Annotated in this window: 11 protein-coding genes, 3 rRNA genes and 1 pseudogene; 5 read left to right on the top strand and 10 right to left on the bottom strand. The window is 54.4% G+C overall.

All coding sequences use genetic code 11. The annotated features are described in order from the left end of the window. Nucleotides 1-12: 12 nt before the first annotated feature. A complete protein-coding gene (locus BQ5379_RS07690) occupies nt 13-2124 on the bottom strand; it encodes a polysaccharide lyase family 8 super-sandwich domain-containing protein (RefSeq protein ID WP_071134893.1) in 2112 nt (703 codons plus the stop codon). A gap of 592 nt (nt 2125-2716) precedes the next feature. Between BQ5379_RS07690 and BQ5379_RS11455 the strand changes: the two are divergent. The 3 genes and pseudogenes from BQ5379_RS11455 to BQ5379_RS07680 all read left to right on the top strand — a co-directional run. Next, a pseudogene (locus BQ5379_RS11455) lies at nt 2717-2941 on the top strand (hypothetical protein); the annotation flags it as partial. Between the two features lie 19 nt (nt 2942-2960). Continuing rightward, a complete protein-coding gene (locus tag BQ5379_RS07685) occupies nt 2961-3419 on the top strand; it encodes an energy transducer TonB (RefSeq protein ID WP_083377652.1) in 459 nt (152 codons plus the stop codon). Nucleotides 3420-3600: 181 nt separating this feature from the next. Beyond that, nucleotides 3601-4083, top strand: a complete 483-nt coding sequence (locus BQ5379_RS07680) for a YbjN domain-containing protein (RefSeq protein WP_159431231.1) — start codon at nt 3601-3603, stop codon at nt 4081-4083. A gap of 223 nt (nt 4084-4306) precedes the next feature. Here the strand turns inward: BQ5379_RS07680 and rrf are convergent. From rrf to BQ5379_RS07640, 8 genes are all read right to left on the bottom strand, one after another. After that, nucleotides 4307-4419: ribosomal RNA gene (gene rrf, locus BQ5379_RS07675) — 5S ribosomal RNA — on the bottom strand. 92 nt (nt 4420-4511) lie between these two features. Continuing rightward, nucleotides 4512-7390: ribosomal RNA gene (locus BQ5379_RS07670) — 23S ribosomal RNA — on the bottom strand. 229 nt (nt 7391-7619) lie between these two features. Next, nucleotides 7620-9148, bottom strand: a 16S ribosomal RNA gene (locus BQ5379_RS07665). Together the 16S, 23S and 5S rRNA genes form the textbook arrangement of a ribosomal RNA operon. 574 nt (nt 9149-9722) lie before the next feature. Continuing rightward, nucleotides 9723-10544, bottom strand: coding sequence for an HAD family hydrolase (locus tag BQ5379_RS07660; protein ID WP_071134890.1), 822 nt, complete (start codon nt 10542-10544; stop codon nt 9723-9725). 321 nt (nt 10545-10865) lie between these two features. After that, nucleotides 10866-11864 (bottom strand): aspartate-semialdehyde dehydrogenase, encoded by a 999-nt coding sequence (locus BQ5379_RS07655; RefSeq protein ID WP_071134889.1) that lies wholly within the window; start codon nt 11862-11864, stop codon nt 10866-10868. Nucleotides 11865-12606: 742 nt separating this feature from the next. Beyond that, a complete protein-coding gene (proS, locus tag BQ5379_RS07650; protein ID WP_071134888.1) occupies nt 12607-14091 on the bottom strand; it encodes a proline--tRNA ligase in 1485 nt (494 codons plus the stop codon). Between the two features lie 1112 nt (nt 14092-15203). Beyond that, nucleotides 15204-16751 carry an OmpP1/FadL family transporter gene (locus BQ5379_RS07645; protein WP_071134887.1) on the bottom strand — a complete coding sequence of 516 codons (1548 nt, stop codon included), beginning with the start codon at nt 16749-16751 and terminating at the stop codon, nt 15204-15206. 345 nt (nt 16752-17096) lie between these two features. Next, the gene (locus BQ5379_RS07640; protein ID WP_071134886.1) at nt 17097-18380 is read right to left on the bottom strand and encodes a dermokine domain-containing protein; all 1284 of its coding nucleotides are present in this window, start codon (nt 18378-18380) and stop codon (nt 17097-17099) included. Nucleotides 18381-18618: 238 nt separating this feature from the next. Here BQ5379_RS07640 and BQ5379_RS07635 point away from each other — a divergent pair, with 238 nt between their 5' ends. Continuing rightward, on the top strand, nt 18619-19869 hold the full coding sequence (locus BQ5379_RS07635) for a glutamate-5-semialdehyde dehydrogenase (RefSeq protein ID WP_071135592.1): 1251 nt from the start codon (nt 18619-18621) through the stop codon (nt 19867-19869). Nucleotides 19870-19878: 9 nt separating this feature from the next. Beyond that, on the top strand, nt 19879-20130 hold the full coding sequence (locus BQ5379_RS07630) for a TIGR03905 family TSCPD domain-containing protein (protein WP_071134885.1): 252 nt from the start codon (nt 19879-19881) through the stop codon (nt 20128-20130). Nucleotides 20131-20280: 150 nt separating this feature from the next. On the opposite strand, the gene BQ5379_RS07625 is transcribed toward BQ5379_RS07630, so the two are convergent. Continuing rightward, nucleotides 20281-20589: a DUF3467 domain-containing protein gene (locus tag BQ5379_RS07625; RefSeq protein WP_071134884.1), complete on the bottom strand. Its 309-nt coding sequence runs from the start codon at nt 20587-20589 to the stop codon at nt 20281-20283. Between the last annotated feature and the right edge of the window lie 80 nt (nt 20590-20669).

Here is a 20669-nt window from a genome sequence, read left to right as displayed (position 1 = left end):
AAATTATTTGCACTATTTCACTATTCCGCGTAAAGTTTTGCCCGAAGAGCCGCTCCAATCGAATACAGCCGTTCCATATTGCCTGCCGCGACGCCCGACTACAATCCGACACGGCGCCTCCTGCCGCATCGGATCGGCCGCCAACAACTGCCCGTCGCCTTCACAAGCCACCAGAGCCGGAGCCGCGCTCTCCAAGTACGCTCCATCGGCCCATTCGACACGTCCGGCTCCGAAACATACCGCCAGTTTCGTCGGCACCCCCAGCCATTCGAAAGCCGTGGCATTCGGCGTATCGGTCAGCCGGAACGACAGGCGAGTACGTATCCCCCGCCAACCTTCGACACCGTCGATCTCCGGCACGATCACATACGTATAGCCCGCATCGGCCAGCTCCATTCCGTGAACGATGGTCAACTCGAACAGATCGGCCGTTACGGCCGTCGTATCGTACATCGTGGCGAAACGCCGCCAGTTGCCCGTCACCGGTCCGAGCGACACCTCCACCCGACGCGCCGTGGCCGAATCCGGGAACCAGTACCCCGTCCCGGCATGCTCGACCAGCACGGGCCAGCACCCGTCGGGCAGACGAACCGGCTGACCGATTTCGAAGAGATGCAAGCGTCCCCGGTTGTCGGTGATCCGCACGGGACCGTCGGCCAGCTGCTGCGCCACGGAGGTTCGCACCGGACGCAAACCGTAACGCGAACGACCGCTGATTCCGGTTCCGTGGCAGACGATATAATCGGGCGAGAAGAACCACATCTTGCGGGCCGTCAAACCGTCGCGCTCCACCACCGTGGCCGACACACCGAACGCGGTATCCGAAAGGACCAGACCGCCGGCATACGCAGTACCCCCGCGAAACTCCTTGTATCCGCCATTGTGGTAGCACGTATCGCTGTCGACAGCAGTCGTAATGCCCGGTATCTGCGTATAATCCCAAACGGGCGCAATGTTCCGGTACTCGCGACCTGTTTTATACAGCAGCAGGGCACCGTCGGCCATCTGATTGCAGAGCAGGTTCTCGCCGTTCACCACCTCGGAGCCGACCACCCGGTCCGAAGACATCTTCAGGGTCGCCATCCAGCTCCCCCGGCGGTAGATGCTCATGTCGGAGCAGCGGAAGTGCGTAAATTCGGCTCGCGGGGTCTCGTGCCCGCGGATCAACTCATCGTACAACGCCCGATAGGTGTCGGCGTATTCGGGATCGAGACGCGCCATGTCGAGCAGCACCCGGCCGAAAGCGAGCGCCTTCCCCTCCTGCGTGTTGGGGAAGAGCTGCCGCCCGCAGGAGCTAACGTCCATCATGCCGCGCCAGATCGTTTTGGCCATGCCGCCCACCACCAGATCGCGCATCACGCGGGTCTGTTCGTCGCTGAGGGCATAACGCGTGCCCTGAAATATCTTACCCCAGGAGGCAATGCCGCTCACGTAAGCCAAACCATAATTGCCGAACTGTTGCTGCGGCCCGTGCTGATGAAAACTGTGGTCGGGCTGGATTCCCTCCTTGCCTTCGGGTGCCACGGCCGCCTCGGCCACAATGGCATCACGTGCCGCCTGCACCAGCGTGTCGTTCCGCTCGAGCAGACCGCGCACCAGCACATTCCCGGCCAGCCACGTGCGGTTCTGCCCAGTCATACCGATCCTCGCCTGCTTCATATAGCGGATGGCCCGCGCACGCTCCGCGTCGCTCAACTCTTCATCGAGCAGCAACAGGGCAGGAGCCAGCAGACGGGGGCCTCCGATCTCGTTGTACCACCAGTTCGGGCACTGCAACCCGAGATCGAACCATTTGTTCAGCGCAGCATGCAACGTCCGACGCACATCCGCCCGTCCGAACCAAGGGGACGACGGAGTCTTGTAGGATCGCGCGATCTCCGAGATACGCTGCACATGAAAGGCGGGCGGCCAGGCGCCTCGCTGCTGACTGGCGTAGTCGAGATCGTGCCACGTACTGTCGGCCGGATCAAACGTCCGCATCCAGATAGCCGTCAGACTATCGTTGGCTCCCTCGGGCAACTCTCGAATCACCATATCCGTACCATCCGTGTTTCGGACAATAAAGTTGACCCGCTCGAGCACGGCCGGATCACACTGCGTGACGACCAGATAAGACTCGGCCATACGCCTTTTCAGGGTATCCAGATCACCATCTGTCGCCCCGGCAGCATACCCTCCGGCAGACAGCAACAACAAACAACAAAGCGCTAAGGTTCGCAAACGCATCGCAATACTCTTTATCATTCAGAAAAACCTGCTCCTACCTGCTCTATAATCCACGATGGGTACAACTGAGCTGATACACCACGCAGTTCCGGCCATCACCGTACCACTGGCAGGCAAAAAGACAGAAAAAAATTGATTACTCTTCACAAAAATAGATCTTTCAACCGAAAACGCAATCGATTGCATCGATATATTCCACTTTTTGAATAGCATATACGTAACAAAGTCCCATAAAATTTATTATATTGCAGATGTCTTTCAAAAACATCCTGCCATGAATCCGATTCGTACCCTCCTATCGTCCGGGATCCTGGCAACCGGTCAGTCTGTTCTCACTCCCAAAGCGGGTACTCTCTCCCGCCTTCTCTCCATGCGCCCGCCCGCCAGAGACCGTCTCCTGTGCATCACAAGAGGCGCTTTTCAAAAACAAACCGATAAACCCCGAATTCGTATCGTGGTTGACTAAACGGATCGGTTACCCGCGCATACTACCCTACGAAAAGTTTCGGGACGGTTTTATGCCTCATTCGGTATCGAACCGTACCGGACGCTCAGCAACATCCGGATCATCTCCTCTTCGGACACAGTGCTCAGCAAAAGCGTGCTCCGTGCATTGCGGAACATACCGGAGTTGTTCAGGAACCCAGCCACCGACAACTGCAGTCGAGCCACATCGCACGAAATTGTCGTCCCAATACGCTTACATCTCAACTGAACCAACAAATATATCTGCCATGAAAACCTTACGTACACTTTTAGTGCTTTGTCTGGTGGCACTATGCAGCAGCATGAGCTTCGCAAAAAAAGACAATAAAGCCGACAAAAACGAAAATGGGATTCCGCCTTCGTTTCAGGGGGGAGGTGTCAACAAATTCGCCAAATGGCTATCCGAACGAATCGAGTACCCCTCGGATTTAATGGACCAGAAGATCGAGGGACGCGTCGTAACCCGTTTTATCATTGAGAAGAACGGCTCCATGACGTTTGACAGCATCATGGAATCACCGAGTCCTATTCTAAGTAACGTCGTTCTCCAACTAGCCTTGCAAGCTCCCTTGTGGGAACCTGCAAAACTTTTTACAGGCGAACCTGTCCGATGCTATATCGTTGTTCCCGTCAACTTTAAACTGGAAAAACAAGAATTCCTACGCAAAAGCATACGTCCCTACGGCTCCAAACTCATGTACCACTAGCTGAGAAATCCCCCCGCATGAGATAAGTCTGCACGAAATTATACCGATTCTCGAAACTCCACAGAAATGCGACAAAGAGTATCACAGAAGCTTAAACAAAAGCGACAGATTGCAGCACAGCGGGAAAGTTTCTGGAAAAGGGGACCTATCATCAATAAACTCTAATATGAGCACAATTACTATGAAAAGAAGATTCACTTTACTGCTGTTTGCCATAGCATCGCTAGTAGCCCCCACAACAGTATGGGCCGATGATGAGCCCTCAGCTTACGCCAAGCGCACACAAAAAGAGATCATGGCCTATATGCGAGATAACGGATATGCACCCCTGATAGATGCGGATGGCGATATTCTGTTTACCTACCAGGATCTAAAATGCTACGTTATCATTCAGGATGGAGATGAGAACGAGTTATTCGTAAAGACTTTTATCTCTTTTTCCAAACCGGAAGACATGGGTACAGACGAAGAGCTCACCATGCGTGCCGCGATCAACAAAGCAAATGAAGAGTATCGAATGGTAAAATGCTACTACACCGAAACGAGAATACTTTTTGTGGTGGATAGCTGGATACGTAGCACAACGGAGTACACCCATTTTTTCAAACTGTACATGCGCGGCCTGCACCATGCCGTAAACGAAGTAATGTACGGCGAAGAATAGCCACACTAACGCCTGGTGGTTTGGGAAAGGTAGAACAGCTGCTTCTTTGAGAATACAGAGAAACCCGCTGAGAATGCAAACAAAACCTTAAGAAGAGAAGGAGCCTGACGTAAAAACACCCGGCATGGAAATCTCCACAACTCGTTATAAACCTCTTCTTAAGTCCGCATAGGAAAAATATAGGCAATAAAAAAGGGGTTCATCGAGATGATGAACCCCTTGAAGGAGGCGGCGACCTACTCTCCCACATAAATATGCAGTACCATCGGCGCGGGCAGGTTTAACTTCTCTGTTCGGAATGGGAAGAGGTGGAGCCCTACCGCTATTGCCACCTGAAAGGTAATGACTATTGCTAGTCCTGTATCATTATGAACCATCGCTGGTTCATATGTTAACACAGTCTTAAGAACCAGTAAGAGATCCGATGCAAAGAAAGGTCTTTCGGGCGATTAGTACTACTCGGCTTTGACATCACTGCCTTTACACCTGTAGCCTATCAACGTAGTCATCTTCTACGACCCTCAAGGGAGATCTAATCTTGGGGTGGGCTTCGCGCTTAGATGCTTTCAGCGCTTATCCCGTCCCGACATGGATACCCGGCGATACACCTGGCGGCATAACCGGTAAACCAGAGGTCAGTCCAACTCGGTCCTCTCGTACTAAAGTCAGAACCCCTCAAATCTCCTACGCCCGCAACAGATAGGGACCGAACTGTCTCACGACGTTCTGAACCCAGCTCGCGTGCCACTTTAATCGGCGAACAGCCGAACCCTTGGGACCTTCTCCAGCCCCAGGATGTGACGAGCCGACATCGAGGTGCCAAACCGCTCCGTCGATATGAGCTCTTGGGAGCGATCAGCCTGTTATCCCCGGAGTACCTTTTATCCTTTGAGCGATGGCCCTTCCACTCGGAACCACCGGATCACTATGCCCTGCTTTCGCACCTGTTCGACCCGTCGGTCTCGCAGTCAAGCACCCTTGTGCCATTGCACTCTACATACGATTACCATCCGTATTGAGGGTACCTTGGGAAGCCTCCGTTACGCTTTTGGAGGCGACCACCCCAGTCAAACTACCCACCAAACGGTGTCCCCATAAGGGTTAGGATCCGAGCACAAAAAGGGCAGTATTTCAACGGCGACTCCTGAACGCCTGGCGACGCCCATTCATAGTCTCCTGCCTATCCTACACATCTTGTACCCAAATCCAGCGTTAAGCTGCAGTAAAGGTTCACGGGGTCTTTCCGTCCCGTTGCGGGTACCCGGCATCTTCACCGGGACTACAATTTCACCGAGCTCACGGTTGAGACAGTGTCCAGATCGTTACACCATTCGTGCAGGTCGGAACTTACCCGACAAGGAATTTCGCTACCTTAGGACCGTTATAGTTACGGCCGCCGTTTACCGGGGCTTCGATTCAATGCTTCTTCTTGCGAATGACATCCCCTCTTAACCTTCCGGCACCGGGCAGGTGTCAGGCCATATACGTCGTCTTTCGAATTTGCATAGCCCTGTGTTTTTGTTAAACAGTCGCCTGGACCTTTTCGCTGCGCCTCACATCGCTGTGAGGACCCCTTCTCCCGAAGTTACGGGGTCATTTTGCCTAGTTCCTTAACCGTGACTCACTCGAGCACCTGAGGATACTCTCCTCGACCACCTGTGTCGGTTTACGGTACGGGCCGCTTAACTGTTAAGCTTAGAAGATTTTCTCGGAAGCCTGCTTGGGATCACTATCAAATTCCCCGAAGGGTCTCTGTACTGTCGGCTTTCAGCAAAGTGAAGCTGTTAACCTCACTCTTTACCTACGACCTTTAACCTACTATTCCGTCAGTAGGCGGATCTTACGCTCCTTCGTCTCTCCATCGCCAATTAAGCGGGTATCGGAATATTAACCGATTGTCCATCGAGCATCGCCTTTCGGCTGGCCCTTAGGTCCCGACTAACCCTGATCCGATTAACGTTGATCAGGAAACCTTGGTCTTGCGGTGGGCAGGTTTCTCGCCTGCCTTATCGTTACTTATGCCTACATTTGCTTTTCCATAAACTCCACGATACCTTACGATACCGCTTCGACGTCGATGGAATGCTCCCCTACCACTCCCGAAGGAGTCCAAAGCTTCGGCAATACGCTTGATGCCCGTTTATTATCCACGCACAACCGCTCGACTAGTGAGCTGTTACGCACTCTTTAAATGAATAGCTGCTTCCAAGCTAACATCCTAGCTGTCGCTGCAGTCGCACATCGTTCGTTCAACTTAGCGTATGTTTGGGGGCCTTAGCTGTTGGTCTGAGTTGTTCCTCTTTTGTCACCGGACATTAGCACCCGGCGGCTCACTGCTGACGATCATATATCTGGCATTCGGAGTTTGTCAGGATTTGGTAGGCGGTGAAGCCCCCGCATCCAATCAGTAGCTCTACCTCCAGTATACTCCGTCAACGCTGCCCCTAAAGGCATTTCGGGGAGTACGAGCTATTTCCCAGCTTGATTAGCCTTTCACCCCTACCCTCAGCTCATCCGAAAACTTTTCAACGTTTACCGGTTCGAACCTCCAGTGAGTTCTACCTCACCTTCATTCTGGCCAAGGGTAGATCGCAAGGTTTCGCGTCTACCACCACCGACTTTGGCGCCCTGTTCAGACTCGCTTTCGCTTCGGCTTCGAGCCTCTTGGCTCTTAACCTTGCCGGTGATGAGTAACTCGTAGGCTCATTATGCAAAAGGCACGCCGTCACCCCACGTAGGGGCTCCGACAGGTTGTAGGCGTACGGTTTCAGGTTCTTTTTCACCCCCCTGTTCGGGGTACTTTTCACCTTTCCCTCACGGTACTGGTCCACTATCGGTCTTATGGGAGTATTTAGCCTTGCGGGGTGGTCCCCGCAGATTCAGACAGGATTTCACGTGTCCCGCCCTACTCAGGATACCACTGTCACATAACTAACTTACCTGTAAGGGGCTTTCACCCGCTATGGCTCAACTTTCCAGTTGATTCCAGTTCGTTGTCATGATCGTTTGTGGTCCTACAACCCCATCCATGCCGTAACATGAATGGTTTAGGCTATTCCCTCTTCGCTCGCCGCTACTAAGGGAATCGAGTTTTCTTTCTTTTCCTCCGCCTACTTAGATGTTTCAGTTCAGCGGGTTGGCTCTCACATTGCTGTGAGTGACAGGCCTTCAGCCTGACAGGTTTCCCCATTCGGAAATCGCCGGATCAATTCTTTTTTGCAGATCCCCGGCGCTTATCGCAGCTTAACACGTCCTTCGTCGCCTCCATAAGCCTAGGCATCCCCCGTACGCCCTTGCATACTTTCTTTGCTACCATGCTCAAGCATGGCATCCGATATCTCGCGATATCGAACTAGTTTATTCTCTTCCTCGCTCATCTCTCAATGAGCAAGGTCGTTTCTCTTACTCGTTCTTAATCCGTGTCAATGAACTTTGTTGGGTGTCTCGTTGCCGAGACTATTACGTCGGAATTGCTTCCGAATCAATTCAACAAAAAAGTATTGCAGTGTTTTTTTGTCTGTGAGACAAGGCTCCAGAAAGGAGGTGTTCCAGCCGCACCTTCCGGTACGGCTACCTTGTTACGACTTAGCCCTAGTTACCAGTTTTGCCCTAGGACGCTCCTTGCGGTCACGTACTTCAGGCACCCCCGGCTTCCATGGCTTGACGGGCGGTGTGTACAAGGCCCGGGAACGTATTCACCGCGCCATGGCTGATGCGCGATTACTAGCGAATCCAACTTCATGCAGGCGAGTTGCAGCCTGCAATCCGAACTGAGACCGGCTTTCCGAGATTCGCTCCATATCACTATGTCGCTGCCCTCTGTACCGGCCATTGTAACACGTGTGTCGCCCCGGACGTAAGGGCCGTGCTGATTTGACGTCATCCCCACCTTCCTCGCGGTTTACACCGGCAGTCTTCATAGAGTCCCCATCACTACATGCTGGTAACTATGAACAGGGGTTGCGCTCGTTATGGGACTTAACCCGACACCTCACGGCACGAGCTGACGACAACCATGCAGCACCTAGTTTCGTGTCCCGAAGGAAAGACCCCTTTCAGGGTCGGTCACTAACTTTCAAGCCCGGGTAAGGTTCCTCGCGTATCATCGAATTAAACCACATGTTCCTCCGCTTGTGCGGGCCCCCGTCAATTCCTTTGAGTTTCAACCTTGCGGTCGTACTCCCCAGGTGGATAACTTATCGCTTTCGCTTGGTCACCGACTGTCTATCGCCGACAACGAGTTATCATCGTTTACTGCGTGGACTACCAGGGTATCTAATCCTGTTCGCTCCCCACGCTTTCGTGCATCAGCGTCAGATACAGATTAGCAAGCTGCCTTCGCAATCGGTGTTCTGAGTAATATCTAAGCATTTCACCGCTACACTACTCATTCCGCCTGCTGCATCTGCTCTCCAGTCCGACAGTATCAGAGGCAGTCCCAGGGTTAAGCCCTGACCTTTCACCTCTAACTTACCGAACCGCCTACGCACCCTTTAAACCCAATAAATCCGGATAACGCTCGAATCCTCCGTATTACCGCGGCTGCTGGCACGGAGTTAGCCGATCCTTATTCGTACGGTACATGCACATCCCTACACGTAGAGACCGTTATTCCCGTACAAAAGCAGTTTACAATTCATAGAACCGTCATCCTGCACGCGGCATGGCTGGTTCAGGCTCTCGCCCATTGACCAATATTCCTCACTGCTGCCTCCCGTAGGAGTCTGGTCCGTGTCTCAGTACCAGTGTGGGGGACCTTCCTCTCAGAACCCCTAGACATCGTTGCCTTGGTGAGCCGTTACCTCACCAACTAGCTAATGTCACGCATGTCTATCTCATACCGATAAATCTTTCACTTATCAAAGATGCCTCCGATAAGCATATGGAGTATTAGTCCGGATTTCTCCGAGTTATCCTCCAGTATGAGGCAAGTTGCATACGCGTTACGCACCCGTGCGCCGGTCGCCGACAACAAAAGCAAGCTTTTGTCTCGCTGCCCCTCGACTTGCATGTGTTAGGCCTGCCGCTAGCGTTCATCCTGAGCCAGGATCAAACTCTCCATAGTAAAATGAAAATTTGTTTGACTTGTTTCCAAGTCGTATCCTTAGCTCTTATCTCACTAACTTACAAAAAAATTGACTAAGCTTTGTTCGCCTTTCGTCGTTCATCACTGAACTTCGAAAGAAAACTTGTACTACACTGCAATACTTCAAAGAACTTATCTTATCGTTCCTCCATCTCTCCTGTCATCCCGGCTCTGCCGAAATGCTCTCGAAACGGAGTGCAAAGATAATTCAAAATTTCAAAACCACCAAACTTTTTTTGACTTTTTTTCATCGTCGCCTTGCGGCCGTTTCTGAAAGAGCGTCGTTGTTTCGTGATTGCGGATGCAAAGGTAGGCACAATTTTTACTTCTGCAAATTTTTTCGAAACTATTTTTTCACGAAAAATTAATCCATCGACATATCTTTCAATCCATCAATAACTTATACCCCGAAAAAATTTTTACTTTTTTTACCCCATAACTCCGCCACAACCCAAAATCCACCTAAATCCACACCACTTCCATACTACACCCCCCAACATCATTAAACCCTAAAAAAAGGGGGAAAGCGCAACAAAAAAATCTTCAGCCTACTTTACAGTTCCAGTTTTTTGAGCCGATCATCCGCCGCCACCTTATCAATAATTGCCTTCACTACCTCATCCAGACGGCTGCCCTGTGAGTAGTCGGCCGGCGCCACAAAGTTGACGCGATGCTCCTCGACCAGCTGCCGGAGCGAATGGCCCACCTCTTTATCCGCCGGATTATAAACAGCGATCGAATGACCCTGTTTCTCCTTCACCAGGCGCATACAGGGAATATCGGTCGTACCGTCGCCGATATAGATCATGTGGGTAAAGGGGACGGCACGCTGTTCCTCGGGGACAAAACGGTTCACCGCCCGCGAGTCATACACACTGTCGATACCCTTGCTGATTTTGAAGATAAACTGCGTTTTATTGGTATAGTTGACCGCCACTCCGGGCCAATAGGCCACGCCGTCGACCGAATAGAGGAACGAGCTGGCAAAGATTTTCCGGAAATGTTTGGCGATCGACGTCCCCTCGATCATTTCGCGCAGCCCCGACGAGTTGATATAATGTTCGACCTGCACCCCCCGCGCCTGGCCATAACGGTTGATGCGCGAAAACCAGCTTTCGACACCTTCATAGAGTTTGACCTTTCGTCCCGACTCGGCGAACGCCTCTCGTCGGAGCGACACGCCGCTGACCGTCGCCTGCCGGATCATCTCATTCATATAGGTCAGGATCGGATCGGCGTCGTTCTGCTCCGCCATCCGGTTACAGTTGTCCCAGAATTCCCGATTATCCTTTCCCACAGCCGGAATAAAATCATACTCCTGCATATTGCCGGGCGAGAGCGTGCCATCGAAATCGTAGATCAGTGCAAGTACCATATCTGTATCGGGATTATGTATTCTTACAAATATAGGGATTTGGCACCGATTTTCCACGCAGATTTCGCCCGACCGCCGCAGGCCTCACCACAGTCCTCACCACAGGCCTCACCTCTCCCGTTCCGCATACAACCCGCATACAATAGATCAAACACAACACACTTCCTCCGCCACAGATACTGCCTTACTCACTGACCACCTACGGTCAATCATTGGCGTTGGGTTTGAGAAGCCCGCGGTAAGAGGTACAGCCTCAAAACACGAGGGCCGCTCTCCAAACAAATACGGAGAGCGGCCCTCGGACAAAACAGCGGAAAACGCTTATGCCTGAATATATCCTTTGGCGAGGAGGTATTGAGCGATTTGAACGGCATTCGTAGCGGCACCTTTACGCAGGTTGTCGGCCACGACCCACATGTTCATCGCCTTGGGGTTCGAGATGTCGCGACGCAGACGGCCCACGAAGACTTCGTCGTGGTGCTGGGCGGTCACAGCCATCGGGTATTCCGAACGTTCCGGGCAGTCAACCACCTTCACGCCGGGCGTATTTTCGAGCAGGCTACGCACCTCTTCGATCGTGAAATCCTTGACGGTTTCGACGTTGATCGATTCGGAGTGGCCGCCGACCACCGGCACACGGATAGCAGTCGGAGAGACGAGAATCGAGTCGTCACCGAAGATTTTGTGGGTTTCGTTGACGAGTTTCATCTCTTCTTTGGTATAACCGTTGTCCGTAAAGCTATCGCACTGCGGGATACAGTTGCGGTCGATCACGTGCGGGTAGATCATCGGGCCGTCCATGATGCCGTTGCGTTCGTTTTCCATCTGGGTTACGGCACGCATACCGGTACCGGTGATGGCCTGGTAGGTCGACACGACGATACGGCGGATACCGTAAGTGCGATAGATGGGCGCCAGCGCCATCAGCATCTGGATCGTCGAGCAGTTCGGGTTGGCGATGATCCGGTCTTCGGGGGTCAACACGTCGGCATTGATTTCGGGGATAACGAGTTTCTTGGTGGGATCCATGCGCCATGCCGAACTGTTATCGACCACATAGCAGCCGGTTTCGGCAAACTTGGGTGCCCAGTCGAGCGAGGTTTGGCCGCCGGCCGAGAAGATGGCGAGCTGCGGTCCCATATCGAGTCCGACTTGCGGGGTCACGACGGTCCATTCTTTACCCTGGAAGGTGACTTTCTTGCCTGCCGAGCGTTCCGAGGCGATGGGGATCAGTTCCGTTACCGGGAAATTACGTTCTTCGAGTACGGTCAACATGCGGCCGCCGACCAGTCCGGTCGCACCGAATACTGCTACTTTCATATCTGTTCGATTGTCGTTATTGTTGTCTCTTGCTATGTTAGGAGCTGCAAAGGTAGCCTTTTTCGGCTTGTTTTGTATAATGGGAATGATGTTTGTCTATTTTTTAACAGATTTTCATTCTGCGTGAAAATGCGGGCAGAGGGGTTTTGAAGGACTAGAGTGAAGATGGGGGATTATTTTGTGTGGAATTGCATGTGGATTACACATACTTTAATATGTACCACATTCTTCGACTGCCCTCGGGCCGGGCGGCCGCGCGTGCTCGCGCCGAGCAGTGGGCTGTAACTACACGAATACGTTAATAGCTTATTCTTGGAATACCTGGCCAGCACGTGCAGCCGCCAGCCCTCTTCGACTGCCCTCAGGCCGGGCAGGCCGCGCGTGCTCGCGCCGAGCAATGGGCTGTAATTACCGAATATGTTAATAGCTTATTCTTGGAATACCTAATTAACACGTGCAGTCTACGGCTCTCTTCGACTGCCCTCGGGCCGGGCGGGCCGCGCGTGCTCGCGCCGAGCAGTGGGCTGTAACTACACGAATACGTTAATAGCTTATTTTTGGAATACCTGGCCAGCACATGCAGCCGCCAGCCCTCTTCGACTGCCCTCAGGCCGGGCGGGCCGCGCGTGCTCGCGCCGAGCAATGGGCTGTAACTACACGAATTATTATTGAGACATACTCACAAAAAACCTCCGCCGGAACACAGGTTCTGACGGAGGCATATCGGACTTAAGGCTATTTTCTAATAGGCTTTAGCAAACAGCACGCGACGATGCGAAGGTTTGCCGGAGATGATGCAGACACCCTCTTCTTCGGGCGCATTAACCGGAATACAACGGATCGTGGCTTTGGTTTCGTTCTTGATCTGCTCTTCGGTTTCGGGCGTTCCGTCCCAGTGAGCCAGGATAAAGCCGCCCTTCTCTTCGAGCACTTTTTTGAACTCGTCGTACGTGTCGACTTTCGTAATCATCGAGTCACGGAACTTCAGAGCCTTGTTGTAGATGTTCTGCTGGATTTCGTCGAGCAGTTTTTCGATCCGATCAGCGATTCCTTCCGCCGGAACGACCTCTTTGGAGAGGGTATCGCGACGAGCCAGTTCGATCGTTCCACCAGCCAGGTCACGCGGCCCGATGGCCAGACGCACCGGCACCCCTTTGAGTTCGTACTCGGCAAACTTGAAGCCGCTGCGCACGTTGTCGCGGTCGTCGATTTTGACCGAGATACCTTTGGCTTTGAGTTCAGCGGCAATCTCTTCCATCCGTGCGACAATGGTTTTGAGTTCCTCTTCACCTTTGTAGATCGGCACCATGACCACCTGGATCGGAGCCAGTTTCGGAGGCAGCACCAAACCGTTATTATCCGAGTGAGCCATGATAAGCGCTCCCATCAGTCGGGTCGAGACGCCCCACGAAGTAGCCCACACATAGTCGAGTTGACCTTCCTTGTTGGTAAACTGGACGTCGAAAGCCTTGGCGAAGTTTTGGCCGAGGAAGTGCGACGTACCGGACTGAAGCGCCTTACCGTCCTGCATGAGTGCTTCGATGGTGAGCGTATCGTCCGCACCGGCGAAACGTTCGCTGTCGCTCTTGTGACCGACGATCACCGGCAGGGCGAGCCAGTTTTCGGCGAAGTCGCGATAGACACCGATCATTTTTTTCGCTTCAGCGATAGCCTCCTCTTTGGTAGCATGTGCCGTGTGGCCCTCCTGCCAGAGGAATTCGGCGGTACGCAGGAAGAGGCGGGTACGCATTTCCCAGCGCACGACGTTTGCCCACTGGTTGCAGAGGATGGGGAGGTCGCGGTAGGATTGGATCCAGTTCTTATAGGTATTCCAGATGATGGTTTCGGACGTAGGACGAACGATGAGCTCCTCTTCGAGTTTGGCATCGGGATCCACGATCACGCCTTTGCCGTCGGGGTCGTTTTTGAGGCGGTAGTGGGTCACCACGGCACACTCTTTAGCGAAGCCTTCGACGTGGTGAGCCTCCTTGGAGAAGAAGGATTTGGGGATGAAGAGCGGGAAATAGGCGTTGACGTGGCCGGTATCCTTGAACATTTTGTCCAGCGCATCGTGCATTTTTTCCCAGATTGCGTAGCCGTAGGGTTTGATGACCATACAACCGCGGACAGCGGAATTTTCAGCCAGACCGGCTTTGACCACCAGGTCATTATACCATCTGCTGTAATCTTCGTCGCGTGAGGTGAGGTCTTTGAGCTCTTTTGCCATGAGTTAATACAGTAGTGTTTTTTCTGATGCGCAAAGATAGGCATTCCGCCGGAAAAACCCAACGGAATGATAGTCTGCCCGTTAATACTCCGATCCACAGACATAGAGTTGCGGGACCTCGCAGAACGGATCATAGCCGTAGAGGATTCCGGTCCCGGATCAACGACACATCTGTCGATACACGATTACAGAGTCTGAACATCCCCACAAAAAACACCACACTAACACCTACGTCACTGCTCCCGGATTATATGGTTAAAGACACCTGATAGATAAAATCCATCCCACTCATACAAAATATTCCTTAACAAATCAGCCATCTCCCCCAGACAAATCAATTCGAAACCGTTAGATACTTTGACACCTCACGCCGCTACATCCACAAACTCTTTGCAGGCTCTTATACTTTTGAACCTATCGCCCCGAGACGTAACTGACCCACGACACGAGTGCCCTCAACTCCAAGCATGACACTTATGCCCGACACATCCTTCCTATATATATCAACCTCATACACATTTTTTATACTCACACTTCACTCCCGTTCATCATAGACCTCGTTCCCGAGAACCATTCCTAAAACAAAACAGGCGGAGCACCCTTTGGCACTCCGCCCGACTATTTACCAATACCGACCTTCAGTCGTCAGCCGGCTACAATCAGATTTAGCGACGCTGTCCGTTCCCAGCCCGGCATCCAGGAGCCTTACGCCCCTGACACGGACGATCACACTTTGCCCCTTTGCGCGTACATTTTTGCTGCACCTGGCAATCGGCTCGCCGCGAACAGTCGCGACAGCGAACGCACTCCTGCGGGCCTTTGCACTCCTTGCACACACAAGCCTGGCAACATTCTGTTTTCGGTTTTTCTTTCGTGTTGTCATTGGCTTTCATGGCAAAAGCCGTCACAGTGATCGCACAAAGGAATGCGCCACACAACAGAATTTTCTTCATTTTCATCAAATTGGTAAGTTAAACAAAAGTCTTTATTATGCGCTTACCCACTTTCCGGCCAGCGCCTGCCTTCTCTCCCCAGGCCTGCATCGCTCACCCATGCGGTTGGAACGCACGGATTCACCCGAGCTACGCTGCCTGACGCGAGCATCCATCGTTCTAAAACTTGAACGCCACGGTCAGGATGATGTTATGATTTTTGTCCGACGTGTAGATCGTACCGTCGGTGGCCACCCGGTATCCGTCCGAAGCCGTATAGTCGAACGGTTTGAAAGGCATCTGTTTGGCACTGCCATAGACATAGGCCAGGTCGATATTGACCGAGCGGGTACGGTAACCGATACCACCCGACCACTGCTGATATTCGCCGTACTGTTTGTAGTCCTTGTTTTGGTACACCGACGTGCTGTAACCGTAACCGGCACGCAGGAACAGGGAGGTGATGGGTTGGAATTCGACCCCGGCCCGAATCACGTCAGAGGGGCCGTAAGTTCCCTTGATCTGTTCGTTGACATCGGCATAACCGTCCGAAGTGTACTTCATATGCTGATACCAGGTACGTTCGTAATCGACGCTGACGATACCGAGCGTTCCAATGGTAGCCGATACGCCGGCCAGCAGGCGCGACGGAGTACGCAGGTTGTATTCGTTACGGAGAATGGGCGTATCGCTGTACCCGTAGTCATACCCCTCTTTGAGTTCGGTATAGAAGACCGTCATGTTGGCATCATACTCTTCGCTCATGTTGATCCACGTAGGCGAGTGGTAAGCGACGCCGACACGCAGCCACGGCAGCGGCCGCACCGTCGCCCCGACCTTGAGGTTGACCCCCGCCCCGCTCATGCGCAGGTTCTGGTCGTAGTACATACTGTGGAGCCCGACGTTATTGGCCGAGGTAATTTCGGAATAGGTGTCGAAACGGTTGTAATAGATGTCCTGAATCCCGAGGGTCGCCCCGATATAGAGCACATCCTGGAAATTGTAGCCCCCGCTGAGGGTATATTCGTTGATGGCTCCCGACGTGCGACGGTACCACTCCGGATAGAGCAGCGTCCCGCTCTGGATCATGTTTGCCATGGTGTAGGCCGGCGGGGTCGAACCTTCAACCGGATCGAGCATACCGGTCTGGTAGCCCATAATGGCACCCCACATGGCCGGCGGATAGTTGTAGAAGGCCTGATAGATATCCCGGTCGGGCGAACCGATACCGGAAGTAGGCACTCCGTAGAGCTGTTCGACGAACATGTCGCCCATGGAGAAGTTTTCGCCATAGCCGATCGCACGGCTTCGGCCGTTGAAGTCGGCGAGTCGGTTCATACCGAATCCGACGGCAAAGTTTTCACCGGCATAAACCATCGAGAAGCTCCCGACGTTCGCCTTGGTATTGCCGAGGTTGTTGGAGACGTTCCCGGCCGATCCGCTGTAGTCGGCCGTGCGTCCGGTGATCCGGAGTCCGGGACTGACGCTCACTTCGCCGCTGCCGTACATGGCCATCCCGGCGGGGTTGATGCTCATCGAGGCAGCGTCGGCGCCGAGCGAGGTGAAAGCCCCGCCCATACCGGCCGACCGGGCGCTCGAAATCCCGAAATTCTGACGCGAGAAGAGCAGCAGTTCTTCGGCGCCCTGAGCCTGTACAGTGTATGGAGTCGCGATGAGGGCTGCTCCTGCGGCTACCGCCAGCGTGGCCCGTATCAGGTTATTTTTCATAATCGATCGCTATTTCTTTCGAGGACAGGCTTCTTTGGTGAGAAGTGTCCCGCTGTTTCTAATCGGGACGAACGGCACCCGCCGCCGTCGGTTTAAGATTACTTCTGGAGCCAGTTACACCGAGGCTGTTCGTTTAGACCTCCGACTCCCCTCACCCCCTCACTCTCCGGCGCTTTCCACGGCATCACGGGCAATCATCATCTCCTCCGGGGCTGCAACTTGCAACCCAATGCCAGGCCATCGTCCTCACACGTCGTCTCCCCGCCGCCTGTCCTGCGTCACCTTCCCCCCAGCTACTTCCCCTCCTCTCTCCGTATGCAGCCGTCTGCTGTGGCACACCGGGGTTTATCTGCGGTATCCACCACCGCCGCCACCTCGCGACGCACCTCCACCGATGGATCCGCCACCGCCGCCACCAAACGAGCCACTGCCACGCGAAGGAGCAGAATAGGTCGGTTGGCTGCTGCGCGAAGGCGTTTGAGTGGATTGCGTCTGCCGTCTGGTTGTCGGCGTCGAGGTATTCACCTCGCGACGATAGGAGCGTTCAACGGGACGCGAAACGGTGCCACTGTTTCCGCCACTGATCGTGGGTCGCGACGGGTTGTAGAGGTTTTGGCTGCCACCGGGTCGGATCGATGAATTTCCCGGCCGACGGTTCACGGCGCTGCCGCCATTATTGATGGAGACTGCCGTACCGTTTTCGTTGCGTCGGAAACCGCCCGAGTAGGAGGGACGTCCGCCCGTGCCGCCACCGGGACGATAGCCGGGAGCCGGTCCCCATCCGGGACGGTTGTCACCCCAAATCACCGGACGACCGTAATGCGGTCCATGTCCGCCACCCCAATAGGGCGGATAGTGGCCGGGGCCCCACCATCCGGGTCCCCAGTAACCCGGTCCCCAATGGCCAGGTCCCCAATAACCAGGACCCCACCATCCGGGTCCCCAGGCCCACGAAGGTCCCCAGTATCCGGTCCACCCCCAGGTCCATGAGGGCCCCCACCAGTAGGGGCCATAATATCCCCAGTTCCACGGATAGCGCCGCCAGCGGGCATACCACCAATAGTCCCACGGGTCGTCCCACCCCCAAGGATTGATATTGACATTGACGCTGACTTTGGCAGGGACGGTCAGAAACTCCTTAGCCTGGACACCGGCCGCCGGGTCGCTGCCGTCGAACAGGGCCGAGATGTAGACCGGTTCGACCCACATCTCATTCCCGAAGGTAATGACATTGTAGAGATCCGGGTCATATTTTCTACTGAGCATCGCATGGTAACTTTCCATCAGATCCCAGTAAGTGTCATCCATTTCCCGGTAATTTTTGTAGGCATCCAGCCGCCGTTCGAGAGCTTCGTCATAGCTGGTCACCAGTTCGCCCCAGTCGTGATCGGCCGTGCCCATATCGGGCGCGAGTTCTTCGGTCGATTCGGTTTGCTGTGCCGGGGTCCAGTTGACCGGCATGCGTTGTGTTTGCTGCGATTGCTGAATTTTAGCCGCCTGTTTGGCCGCAGCCTCTTTGCTTTTTCGCGTCGAGCCTCGGTAGAGGTCATCGACATACCCTCCGTTCTGGGCGAAGGCACCCGCCACGACCCAGCAGGAGAGGATCATCAGGATGAGGGATTTTTTCATGGCGTTATGTTTTTTCTGACACAAAGATCGTCGTACATGGTCGGAAACGACCGTTTCGGGCTCTTTAAAACTTTGACGCACGATACTTTACAAAGTTAAAATATTTCTTCTCTTTTTTAACGGACAGACCGCATTTTATATTATTCTCATTGGCTTCAAACCACGTGCCGGACGGCCCTCGCAAACGAAAAATCCGTACCTTTGGCGGTTGAACTGTAACCCGAACGACACCACAGACATGACAACCTGTACCGAAATTTTCGAGCGCGCGCGTGCCGCATCCCGCAAGCTGGCACTGCTGGACGCCGCAACCATAGACCGCACGCTGCGAGCCGTGGCCGACCGGATCGGCCCGTGCAGCGAGACCATTCTGGCGAGCAACGCCCTGGATCTGGAACGGATGGATCCGTCGGATCCGCGTTACGACCGGCTGAAGCTCACCCCGGAGCGGCTCCAGGGCATTGCCGACGACATGCGCAACGTAGCGTCGCTGCCCAGCCCCGTCGGCCTGACCCTCGACCAGACCACCCGTCCCAACGGCATGACCATCACCAAGGTGAGCGTTCCGTTCGGCGTGATCGGCATCATCTACGAAGCACGTCCCAACGTCGGTTTCGACTGCTTTTCGCTCTGCTTCAAGTCGGGCAACGCCGTGATACTCAAAGGCGGGAGCGACGCGCTGCACTCCAACGAAGCCATCGTGGAGCTGATCCGTTCGACCCTTGCGGCCGAGGGGATCGAACCCGACGCCGTGCAGCTGCTGCCGGCCGACCACGCCGCCACGGCCGAGATGCTCGAAGCCGTAGGTTATGTCGACCTGGTCATCCCCCGCGGCAGCCAGCGTCTGATCAGCTTTGTGCGTGACAACGCACGTGTTCCGGTGATCGAGACCGGCGCCGGCATCTGCCACACCTACTTCGACCGCGCCGGCGACAAGGTAAAAGGGGCGCAGATCGTCAACAACGCCAAGACCCGCCGCGTGAGCGTCTGCAACGCTCTGGACTGCCTGGTGATCCACCGCGAGCGTCTGCACGACCTGCCCCTGATCTGCAACATGCTGGCCGACAGCAACGTGACGATCTATGCCGACCCCGAGGCATTCGAAGCCCTGCGCAGCAACTACCCCACCCCGCTGTTGAAGCCGGCCACGCCTGAATCGTTCGGTACGGAGTTCCTCTCCTACCGGATGGCGATCCGCACCGTCGGATCACTCGACGAAGCCATCGACCACATCACCCGCTACAGCTCGAAACACAGCGAAGCCATCATCAGCGAAGACCCTGAGGCCTGCGACGCCTTCGTCCGTCGGGTGGATGCAGCCTGCGTCTACTGCAACGTCTCGACCGCCTTCACCGACGGCGCCCAGTTCGGGATGGGGGCCGAGATCGGCATCAGCACCCAGAAACTTCACGCCCGCGGCCCGATGGCGCTTCGCGAGCTGACCAGTTACAAATACATCGTCCGCGGCGACGGACAAATCCGCAGTTAACTTTCGACCATGATTAAACACGTTACCTACACACCCCAGGGCGTATGCAGCCGACAGATCGACATTGAGCTGGAAGACGGCGTAATCCGTTCGATCCGTTTCACGGGCGGCTGCCACGGCAACACGCAGGGCGTATCAGCCCTGGCCACGGGAATGCGGGCCGACGAAGTGATCGCCCGTTTGCGTGGCACCGACTGCAAGGGACGCGGCACATCGTGCCCCGATCAACTGGCCCGCGCACTCGAACAGGCGTTGCGCTGACCCTACCGAACAAGAGACACGCCCCTGGCCTTGTTGCACCGAAAAAACAGAGCGGGCCGGCAAAGCAGCACACACTGCTTTACCGGCCCGCTCCTTTCTATGCTCCCAGGCAAAGATCGGTTTTCGGCAGCCGCCCGTACCCCACGGGGATCAGGCCTGTCCGATTCCCCCGCCGAACCCCATGATGGGGGGCGTTTCGGGGGTGTGGGTTTCGATTTTCCCGACGATATTCTCGTAGCGGGTAATATTTTCCTGAAGCGACTGCAAGAGGCGTTTGGCATGTTCGGGGGTCAGGATGATCCGGCTTTTGACCTTTGCCTTAGGCATTCCGGGCATCATGCGCACGAAGTCCAGCACGAACTCCGAGGCCGAATGCGAGATAATGGCCAGATTGGCATAGGTTCCCTGTGCCACCTCCTCGTTCAGTTCGATATCCAGTTCGACTTTCTGATCGGTCATACTGCAAAAATTTTGTACGGCAAAGGTATATGAAAATGGGGCCCGGCAAGGCCCCACGGTATCGTTTTTTTCAACAATCG

The sequence above is a fragment of the Millionella massiliensis genome, assembly GCF_900104655.1.
Classification (GTDB): Bacteria; Bacteroidota; Bacteroidia; order Bacteroidales; family Rikenellaceae; genus Rikenella; species Rikenella massiliensis.
This window is presented reverse-complemented; position numbering and strand designations above follow the sequence as displayed.